The following is a 9,726-nucleotide window of genomic DNA, read 5'->3' as shown; positions in this document are numbered from 1 at the left end:
TGATGAGTGAAGAGACCGCAGAGACCGGACTTGAGATTGCCATCATTGGCATGAGCGGTAAATTTCCGGGCGCGGATAATATCGAGGAGTATTGGAATCTGCTGATACAAGGCGTCTCCTCGGTAACCCAATTCAGCTTCGAAGAGCTTCGGGAACAAGGGATTTCTCCAGAACGTTTGAACCATCCCGATTATGTCAAAGCGAAGCCTTACCTGGGCAACGTATACGATTTTGATGCTTCTTTATTCGGATATGCCCCCTGGGAAGCCGAGAACATGGACCCCCAGATCCGTCTGTTCCACGAAATTGTCTATCATGCGCTAGAGAATTCGGGCTATCACCCCGACCGCTATGAAGGACAAATCGGCATGTATGCTGGGGCCCCGCTCGACCTGAAATGGACGAGTGATCATCTGTCCCGCCACGGAGACGGAGAAGATGTGCTGGAGTCGGGCATCGTGTCGAGCAAGGATTTCTTAAGCCAACTGATCTCCTACAAGCTCAATCTGACGGGACCCAGCTACACCCTGTACACCGCCTGTTCAACCTCACTCGCAGCAGTCCATCTGGCTTGCCAGGGTCTCCTGCTTGGAGACTGCAACCTGGCCGTTGCCGGAGGTGTGACGCTGGAGCAGCCGGGCAAGTCGGGTTATCTCTACCAGGAGGGCACTATTTATTCCAAAAGTGGCGTTTGCCGCCCTTTCGACAGCCGGGCCGATGGCACCATATTCGGAGAAGGCGCGGGCGCCGTGGTGCTCAAGCGCCTCTCGGAAGCTATAGATGACGGCGACCATATCTATGCCGTGATTAAAGGTTCGTCGAGCAACAATGACGGGCGTCGAAAAGTAGGCTTTGCTGCCCCCAGCCTGGAGGGCCAGAAGGAGGTCATCCGCTCGGCCTGGAACCTTGCGGATATTGAACCGGATACCATCGGTTACATCGAAACCCACGGAACCGGCACCAAAGTCGGTGACCCGATTGAATTTACCGCCTTACAGCAAGTGTTCGGGCAGGAGAGCCAGCACCGGCCCATCGGCTCGGTCAAGGGCAACATCGGACACCTTCATGCCGCTGCCGGGATTGCCGGCTTGATCAAGACCGCTTTGTCTCTGGAACGGGAGATGATTCCGCCGACAGCCAATTATGCTGAACCCAATCCGCTGCTGGAGATGGAGAAGTCGGCCTTTTACCTCAGCCGGGAACCCGTGGCATGGCCTAGAGGAAAGCTGCCGCGCCGCGCAGGCATCAGTTCGTTTGGTGTTGGCGGCACCAACGTCCATCTGGTTCTCGAGGAGCCGCCTATCCGGGCACTCAGTGAGCCGGCGGAGCTTCCGGCTGTTGTGCTTCTCTCGGCTAAAAGCCCTGCTGCCCTGGAGCGGATGCAAGGCGAATTGGCAGATCATTTAGAGAATATGTCAAGCAGCGTACCGCTGGCCGATGTTGCGTTCACGCTGCAAATGGGACGGGGGCAATTCAAATACCGGTTAGCCTGCACTGCGGTGCAGACGGAAGAGGCTGTCCGCCTTCTAAGAGGGTCTGACGGTGTTGGAATTATTCGTTCTTCCCAGGAGATTATCAACCGTCCTGTGGTGTTCATGTTCACGGGCCAAGGCTCCCAAGCCATGGGGATGGGCGCTGAATTGTACCAGCGCCATCTGTCCTATCGCCAGGAAGTGGACCGGCTGTCGGAGCTGCTGCAGCCAAAGCTTGGCCTTGATATCCGCCGCTATATCGGCTTGGCGGAGGCCGAAGATCTGATTCTTGCCGGCACTTCTTCTGATTCAGAGCTGCACCAGACCTGGCTCGCTCAGCCCGCATTGTTCGTTTTGGAATATGCGCTTGCCCGTGCCTGGATGAAGCTTGGTGTCCGTCCTTCCTATATGGTGGGACACAGCATCGGGGAATATGTTGCGGCAACACTCGCCGGGGTTTTCACCCTTGAGGATGCTCTCGATATTGTTGTGGCTCGCGGACGACTGATGCAGTCCGCCCCTGGTGGAATGATGCTAGCCGCAGCTATTCCTGCATCTGAAGCAGGCCGGTATGTCAGTGCTGACGTATCGCTCGCAGCGATTAACCAGCCGGAGTTATGCGTATTCTCAGGCGACGAAGAAGAGCTGCGGCAGCGGCAGGAGGAGTGGAGCCAAGCGGGGATTTTCACGGCAAGGCTGAACACCTCCCACGCGTTCCACTCTGCACGGATGGATACCATTCTGGAGCCGTTCGGCGAAGTGCTCCGGTCCAAACACCTGAATACACCCGGGCTGCCGTTCTATTCCTGTCTGACCGGGGAACCCGTCACTAGCGAGATGGCAGTGAATCCCGAGTATTGGACCGCGCAGCTTCGCGGGACGGTGAACTTCTCGGCGATGATCAGCGGCTGTCTGGCTAATAGGGACAATGTCTTCCTTGAAGTAGGCCCAGGCCAGACGTTATGCCGTCTGGCGAAAGCTCAGGCCGGAAGTGACCGGCTGGTGTTGTCCAGCCTGGGGGCCACGGCAGCAACAAGTGAAGCATGCGTTTTCGTGCAGACCTTGTCCCAGCTATGGCTGGCCGGGGTACCCGTCCAGTGGGAGCAGCTCTATCCGCCGCAGTCCCGCCGGCGGCTGCCCCTGCCGATGTACAGCTTTGACCGGCAGACCTATCTGCCTCGGCCAACGCTTTCAGGGCCGCTCCGGGCGGCAACGGCGGAGCCGGACATTTCCTTGCTCTATCTGCCCGAATGGAAGCAGGAGCCGCTCTCGGACGCACCAAGCAATACCAGTACGCATCCTTTAACCTGGCTCATTCTGCAGGGAGAAGGCCAAGCAGTCGAACGATGTAAAGAACGGCTTGTTGAACAGGGAGACCGCTGTATCGAGGTGCTGGCTGCCGCGCAGTATCGACGGCTCGCACCGGATCTGATCGAGCTCAATCCGGTCCATGCCGGGGATTATGAGCGGCTCGCCGATGACCTGCGAAGGGACGGCATTGTCATCGACCGCATTCTCCATGCCTGGATGCTGGAAGAGCAGCCGCAGCCCGGAATTCCGTCCGCTGCAGAGATGACGGGAGCAGCAGCAGCCGAGCGCGGATACCTGTCGCTCATTCATCTAGTCCCTGCCCTGGATAAGGATCTCTGCGGAGCGCAAGTCCAGTTAACGGTGGCGGCCAGCCGGATCTTTACGATCTTCGGAGCAGGAGGAGGTGAGGCGGAACGACGGGCCATCCTGGGGCCGCTCCTGACCTTGGGCCAGGAGCAGCCCGGCTGGCAGGGCCGGCTGGTTGACTTCCAGCCTGAGGAACCCGAAAGACGTCTGACAGACAAGCTTTGGCTGGAGCTCATGTCGCCCTCCGGTACTTCGATAGTAGCCGCTTACCGGGGCGGGACGCGGCTGGTGCAGGCTTTTGAACCGTTTACCGCTCCAATTCATTTGGGCGGGCCTGCTAACTTCTCCGAAACAGCGGCAGCAACACCCGGGGAGGTTTATCTGGTCGTCTCTCCCGCTGGTGGCGCGGAGTTGATCCGCAGCTTTTTGGCAGCCCGGCCTGGTGTGGAGGTCATAGCCTCCGAAGGCCTCGGATCAGATCAGCTTCGCCAGGCCATTGCGGCAGCGGCTGGAATCTGCGGCCGGATTAACGGGGTGGTATACGAACCGGAGCTGCAAGCCTTGGAATGGCGGACACTTGCGGCATTGTCTGCGGCGGCGAACCTCAAGGTTCCGGAGCCCTGCACCTTCCAGGAACTGAACAAGCTGCTGCAGAGCTGCGGTGCTGAGATCGGTTTTGGCTGGCTATTATCTTCCTTATCTTCCGTAGTTGGCGGACTGGGCCTCACCCAACTTGCAGCGGCAGCAGGCGTGCTTGATGCCGCTGCGGAAGCTGCGGGCAGTGCGAATATCCCCTGGCTGTCGCTGAGCCGGGATTTCATCCGCAGCACGGCAGCCCCGGGTCCGGGCATTACCCGGGAACAGGAATATGCCTTATATGAGCAACTGTGGCCGATCCGGGGACAAATTAGCCGGGCTATCATCTCTGCTCAGCCTCCAAAATTCCGGTTGAAGATCGCCTCAGAGGGACAGCCGCTTCCGGCGGAATCCCATCTCTCCGCCCATCCTTACGATGCTGCGGGCAGCCGCGAGCGCCCGGCTTATCTTGGAGTATACAAACCTCCAGTGACGGAGCAGGAGGCCATCATCTGTGAGATTATCGCCGAACTGCTTGGCGTACATCCGGTGGGTGTGGACGACCATTTTTACGATTTGGGTGGACATTCGCTGCTGCTGACACGACTCCTGTCACGAATCAAGGATGTGTTTCGCACCGAACTGCCGCTTCGTACCGTGATGGAGAATCCAACGGTGGAAGGGATGATCCACAGCTTGGTGAGCGAGTGGGGAGATGCCGGAACCGTAGCGGACATTGCAGATGCTTACCGGGAATATCAACGGCTGACCTATGAAGGTGTACAGTGAGCAGAATTCAGGACGGAGGAAGAACGATGGAACAGAGGATTGGCGTTGTAGGCTCAGGCGTGATGGGAAGCGGTGTAGCCCAGGTCTTCGCTCAAGGGGGGTACGACACCGTAGTTGTAGATGTATCCGAAGCGCAGATGCGCAGAACCCGGGAGAAGATCCTGGAGAGTCTTCGTTTTCAGAAAATGATGACCGGTGTAGCCCCGCGGGAACGTGCAGGGGTGGTGCTGGACCGCATTCACTTCACCCAAGAGATCGAAGCGCTCGCTGCGTGTTCGTTCGTGGTGGAGAATGTGACCGAGAGCTGGGAAATCAAGCAGGCGGTATACGAACAGCTTAACAGGGTCTGCGCGAAGGATTGCATTCTGGGGGTCAACACGTCGGCGATTTCAATCACCCGGGTTGCTGCATTGGTGGAACGCCCCGAGCGGGTTGTCGGGATTCATTTCATGAATCCGGTGCCGCTTAAACCTATGGTTGAGGTCATCAAGGGATACCATACCACCCCGGAGACACTGCAGATGACGCAGGAACTGCTGGGAACCCTCGGCAAGCAAAGTGTAGTCGTTAACGACTCGGTCGGGTTTGTGACGAACCGGGCGATGATGATTTTTGTCAATGAGGCCATCTTCATGGTGCAGGAGCAGGTGGCTTCCCCGGAGGACATTGATATTTTGTTCAAACAGTGTTTCGGACACAAGATGGGCCCCTTGCAGACAGCCGACCTCATTGGTCTGGACACCATTCTCAAGTCACTTGATGTGCTGTACGAAGGTTATAACGACAGTAAATACCGCCCTTGTCCCTTGCTCAAAAAAATGGTCGATGCCGGGCTTCACGGTATGAAATCCGGTCAGGGTTTTTATTCTTACAATTGATTACAGGAGGCTGATCCCTATGAATCATGAGGAAATCAAAGCACAGGTGACTTCATTTCTTACCCGCTCGCTGCGTACCAAGGAACTTAAGGAGGACGATAACATATTGGAGCTGGGCCTGGTGCATTCCCTGTTCATGATCCAGTTGATTATGTTCATCGAGAAGACCTTTCATCTGGAGCTGGAAGAAGAGGATTTGGATATGGATAATATCAAGACGGTCCGCGATCTGGTAGTTCTGATTGAACGCCATCAACCTACGGGAGCTGAAATCTGATGACTACGCCATTAAAAGCGATCACCGTCCCTACCGCCCTTACCATCCGCCAGTTTGTTGACACGCACGTCCTGCCGCAGGCCGTCCAGATGGATCAGGAGCAGGAGATTCCGCGGGCATTCTTCACCGAGATGGCAGCCGAAGGACTTACAGGCCTTGCGATTCCAGAAAAATATGGGGGAACTGCCGCCGACTACGCCACACTTGGAGCCATTCATGAGGAGTTGGGCCGCGGATATGCCTCAGTGCAGAATGCCTGTACTGTGTTCGGCATGGTCTGCAAACCGCTGGCGCGGTTTGGGTCGGAAGCCCAGAAGCATAAATGGCTGCCCGCTATTGCGACCGGCGAAGTAATCCCGGCGATTGCAATCACCGAACCGATGGTGGGAAGCGATATTGCCAAGCTGGAGACGGAAGCCGTGCAGGAAGATGGCCAAATCATCCTGAATGGCCGCAAAAAGTACATCACACTCGGGCAAATCGCCGATTTGTTCCTGGTGTTCGCCCGCCTGAACGGGCGCGGGGTCGCTGTACTGGTGGAACGGGGAACTCCCGGCTTGCAGATTGATCCGCTGCGGGGGTTGATGGGGCTGAGGGCCAATATGGTTGCCGAGCTGACCTTTGAGCATTGCTGTGTGCCTGTGGAGAATCTGGTTGGCAAAATCGGCTTCGGTTTCACTCATGTGGCAAATTATGCGCTGGACGAAGGCCGTTACACCACCGCCTGCGGCAGCGTCGGGTTGGCACAGGCCTGTCTGGAGCAGAGCATCCAGTATTCCGGTGAGCGGTTCCAGTTCGGTGAACCCCTCCGCAAGCATCAGCTTGTGCAGAAGATGCTCAGCGAAATGATTACCGGGACCAAAGCCGCCCGCGAGCTGTGTGCCGCCGCTGGGAGGCTGCGGGAGCAAGGTGATCCGGCTGCTATCACAGAGACCTTGATCGCCAAGTACCATGCTTCCAAAACGGCTGTCCATGCAGCAGATCATGCCCTGCAAATACACGGCGCTTCAGGCTGTATGAGCGGTAATCCGGTAGAACGGTTCTACCGGGATGCCAAGATTATGGAGATTATTGAGGGAACTTCACAGATGCATGAGCTGCAAATTGCACGCACCTTCCGTTTGTGACACTATGCCGCATCTTTGGCAGAAGGGTGAGGATCGGATGAACAATCAAGCAGACCTGGCTTTATTATTCCCCGGATCGGGGGCCCAGTATAAAGGAATGATGCGGAGCCTCTATGAATCCTCGCGCATGGTGCAGGATACCTTGCATGAGGCAGATGACATTCTCGGGTTTGAATTATCCCGGCTGATGATGGAGGGCAGCACGGTCAAGCTGAACCGGATCGGGCATATGCTGCCGGCCATCTGTGTCGCGAGTGTTGCCCATTACCGCCTATACCGGGAGCAAGGCGGACCGCTCCCAGCCTACATGGCGGGACACAGTCTGGGCGAATATTCCGCACTGATCTGCAGCGGTGCCTTGTCCTTCAGGGACGGGCTGATGCTGGTCCGCTTCCGTGCACGGCTGGCGGAAGAGGTTATGGAAGCCACGGGCGGCGCTATGAGTATTATGAAATCGGTTGATCCTGCACAAGTCGCTTTGCTGTGCCTGGAACTGCAAGCCGAGGGGCAGGAGGTCAGCATTGCCTGCCATAACTCCCGCAGCCAGATCGCAGTTTCTGGTCAAGACGCTGCACTTGCGGAGCTGGAGCAGCGAGTCACGGAAGCATCCACCTATGCACAGATTAGCCACTTGATCGGCAGCGCCCCTTATCACTGTGCTCTAATGCAGCCGAGAGCGGCGGAAATGACGGAGGAGCTGCTCAAATATAACTGGAGCCTTCCGGCCTGTCAGCTTCTGTCCAATGTAACTGGACGGCCTTATACATCTATCCAGGATATGCAGGAGCTGCTGGCGCAGCAGCTATACAAACCGGTGCTATGGCAGAACTCCATCATGTATCTGCTGGAGAACGGTGTTCGGACATTCATTGAAATGGGTCCGCAAAACATTCTCAAAACACTGATGCCCGAAATTTCTGAGCAGACCCGTGTGTATGCCCATGATGAAAAGTTGGACCGGATGACGATCCGAAATCTCGTCGCCGCTTCTTCCGCCACGCCTGTGCCCAGGCACAAGGCTGAGACAAGCCCGCCCGCCGCAGATTTGCGGCTTAAAGCGATAAGCATGTGTCTAACCCATGCCATGACGACACGCAATAATAACCAGGCTGATACCTCGGATATGCCGTCTTTGGAGCTGTATACACAAGTCAAACAGATGAAGCATGAGCTTGATCAAGGGGAAATAGTGCTTGGAGAAGAGCATGTTGCCCTGGCGATATCCATGCTGCAGGCTGTGTTTGAAGATAAGCGTATCCCGGACAGTGAACGGGAGCTTCGCTGGCTGCAGATCAAGGAAAAGACCGGTGTGGAGCGGCAAGATGAGGTTACTGCGATTGCAAGGAGGGAACCGGAATGAGTCTGCCTACTGTAGAGAACGAATTGCTGCATACGCTGCGCGGCTTCAACGATACCGCCGCGCCTTATCCACAGGACACCACCATTGTCCAGCAATTTGAAGCACGCGTGGCGGAGCAGCCGCTCGCACCTGCTGTATACGTAAAGGAGGCCATCTACACTTACGGGGAATTGAACCGTGCGGCGAACCGGCTGGCTCATGCGCTGCGGTCAAGCGGCGCCGGAAACGGGTCGATTGTCGCCTTAATGCTTGAGCGTTCTTTTGACATGCTGGTTGCCATATTCGGTGTTCTCAAAGCCGGAGCTGCATATTTGCCGCTGGATCTGGAGAGTCCGCCTATGAGGCTGCAGACCATGCTGTCTGACAGCGCCCCGGGCTGGGTCGTTACGGAGGGAGGCGTTTCCCGTCCGTCTGTGCTGCCTGCAACAGCAAAATGGGTCCCGCTGGATAGACTGGCAGACCGTGATCTGCCCGAGACGAATCTGCCGGACGGACCAGAGCCGGGTGATCTGGCTTATGTAATCTATACTTCGGGTTCCACCGGCAACCCCAAGGGTGTGCTTGTGGAGCATGATGCCTTGACCAACCGGATCGAATGGATGCAAAAAACCTTTCCCATTACCCGCAAAGATATCCTGTTCCAAAAAACAGTGTATACGTTTGATGTCTCGGTCTGGGAACTGGTCTGGTGGTCAACCGCAGGCGCTGCGGTCTGTCTGCTGCAGCCGCGCAAGGAGAATGATCCGCGCGTGTTCGTGCGACATATCGAGAAAACAGGGATCAGTGTCATTCATTTTGTTCCCTCCGTATTGCGTCTGTTCCTTGAATATATCGGCAGCGATTTTGCTCTGGAACGCTTGCGCAGCCTGCGGTATGTCTTTTGCAGCGGAGAAGCGTTGACCGTCCCGCTGGTCAGTCAGTTCTACCATACCTTCCCGCCCGAACAAGGAGTGAAGTTGATCAATCTATATGGTCCTACGGAAGCGGCGATTGATGTCACCTGTCATGTCTGTGAGCGGGATTCTCTGGACCAGCCAGTTCCCATCGGACGCCCCATTGACAACATCCGCTTGTATATTCTGAGGGATGATTTAACGCTTGCATCCATTGGAGAGACGGGACAGCTATATATCTCAGGAGTGGGTCTGGCACGCGGATATCTGAACCAGCCACAGTTAACGCTCGAGAGATTCGTGCCCAATCCCTATGAGCCCGGACAGCGCATGTACCGTACAGGCGATCTCGCCTCATGGACTATGGAGGGGGAGGTCATGTACGCCGGACGGGAGGACGATCAGATCAAGCTGCGTGGACTCCGCATTGAGCTGGGTGAAGTGGAGAGCTGCTTGCTCCGTGCTGAACATGTAAAAGCCGCTGTTGCAGGGGTGCGCATAGGTGATGCCGGGGAACAATTCCTAACCGCCTTTGTGGTTGCGGCTACAGACGCGGAGCCCATTCCGGAACAGGACAAGCTGCGGGCGCTGCGCGCCGAGCTTGCTTTGTATTTGCCTGCATATGCGATTCCGACAGAGATCATCTGGATGGATGAAATTCCACTGAAACCAAACGGCAAGGCAGACCGGAGCCTCCTGCTTGCCATCCACGGAGGTAAGGCCGCACGAAGCTAAGG

6 protein-coding genes are annotated in these 9,726 nt (G+C 56.5%); all 6 read left to right on the top strand.

Annotated elements, in window-relative coordinates; all coding sequences use genetic code 11:
• Positions 1 to 2 precede the first annotated feature (2 nt).
• The 6 genes from ACTJKB_RS00655 to ACTJKB_RS00630 are packed head-to-tail and all read left to right on the top strand — an operon-like array spanning position 3 to position 9,724.
• Complete coding sequence (locus ACTJKB_RS00655) at positions 3 to 4,454, top strand: beta-ketoacyl synthase N-terminal-like domain-containing protein (RefSeq protein ID WP_440831345.1); 4,452 nt, start codon at positions 3 to 5, stop codon at positions 4,452 to 4,454.
• Positions 4,455 to 4,480: 26 nt separating this feature from the next.
• Positions 4,481 to 5,332 (top strand): 3-hydroxyacyl-CoA dehydrogenase family protein, encoded by an 852-nt coding sequence (locus ACTJKB_RS00650; RefSeq protein WP_440831344.1) that lies wholly within the window; start codon positions 4,481 to 4,483, stop codon positions 5,330 to 5,332.
• Positions 5,333 to 5,351: 19 nt separating this feature from the next.
• Positions 5,352 to 5,609, top strand: a complete 258-nt coding sequence (locus tag ACTJKB_RS00645) for an acyl carrier protein (protein WP_438496288.1) — start codon at positions 5,352 to 5,354, stop codon at positions 5,607 to 5,609.
• The gene (locus tag ACTJKB_RS00640; RefSeq protein ID WP_440831343.1) at positions 5,609 to 6,736 is read left to right on the top strand and encodes an acyl-CoA dehydrogenase family protein; all 1,128 of its coding nucleotides are present in this window, start codon (positions 5,609 to 5,611) and stop codon (positions 6,734 to 6,736) included. The genes ACTJKB_RS00645 and ACTJKB_RS00640 overlap by 1 nt, the downstream gene beginning before the upstream one ends.
• A 37-nt stretch (positions 6,737 to 6,773) precedes the next feature.
• The gene (locus ACTJKB_RS00635) at positions 6,774 to 8,096 is read left to right on the top strand and encodes an ACP S-malonyltransferase (RefSeq protein ID WP_440831342.1); all 1,323 of its coding nucleotides are present in this window, start codon (positions 6,774 to 6,776) and stop codon (positions 8,094 to 8,096) included.
• Positions 8,093 to 9,724, top strand: coding sequence for a non-ribosomal peptide synthetase (locus tag ACTJKB_RS00630; RefSeq protein WP_440831341.1), 1,632 nt, complete (start codon positions 8,093 to 8,095; stop codon positions 9,722 to 9,724). Before ACTJKB_RS00635 ends, ACTJKB_RS00630 begins: the two co-directional genes overlap by 4 nt.
• The last annotated feature ends 2 nt before the right edge of the window (positions 9,725 to 9,726 follow it).

This window comes from Paenibacillus sp. 22594 (genome assembly GCF_052044425.1).
Taxonomy (GTDB): domain Bacteria; phylum Bacillota; class Bacilli; order Paenibacillales; family Paenibacillaceae; genus Paenibacillus_AQ.
This window is presented reverse-complemented; position numbering and strand designations above follow the sequence as displayed.

Bases quoted from the DNA above. Each gene is read 5' to 3' on its own strand.
- ACTJKB_RS00630 (WP_440831341.1), top strand. From the start codon at position 8,093: ATGAGTCTGCCTACTGTAGAGAACGAATTGCTGCATACGCTGCGCGGC.
- ACTJKB_RS00635 (WP_440831342.1), top strand. From the start codon at position 6,774: ATGAACAATCAAGCAGACCTGGCTTTATTATTCCCCGGATCGGGGGCC.
- ACTJKB_RS00640 (WP_440831343.1), top strand. From the start codon at position 5,609: ATGACTACGCCATTAAAAGCGATCACCGTCCCTACCGCCCTTACCATC.
- ACTJKB_RS00645 (WP_438496288.1), top strand. From the start codon at position 5,352: ATGAATCATGAGGAAATCAAAGCACAGGTGACTTCATTTCTTACCCGC.
- ACTJKB_RS00650 (WP_440831344.1), top strand. From the start codon at position 4,481: ATGGAACAGAGGATTGGCGTTGTAGGCTCAGGCGTGATGGGAAGCGGT.
- ACTJKB_RS00655 (WP_440831345.1), top strand. From the start codon at position 3: ATGAGTGAAGAGACCGCAGAGACCGGACTTGAGATTGCCATCATTGGC.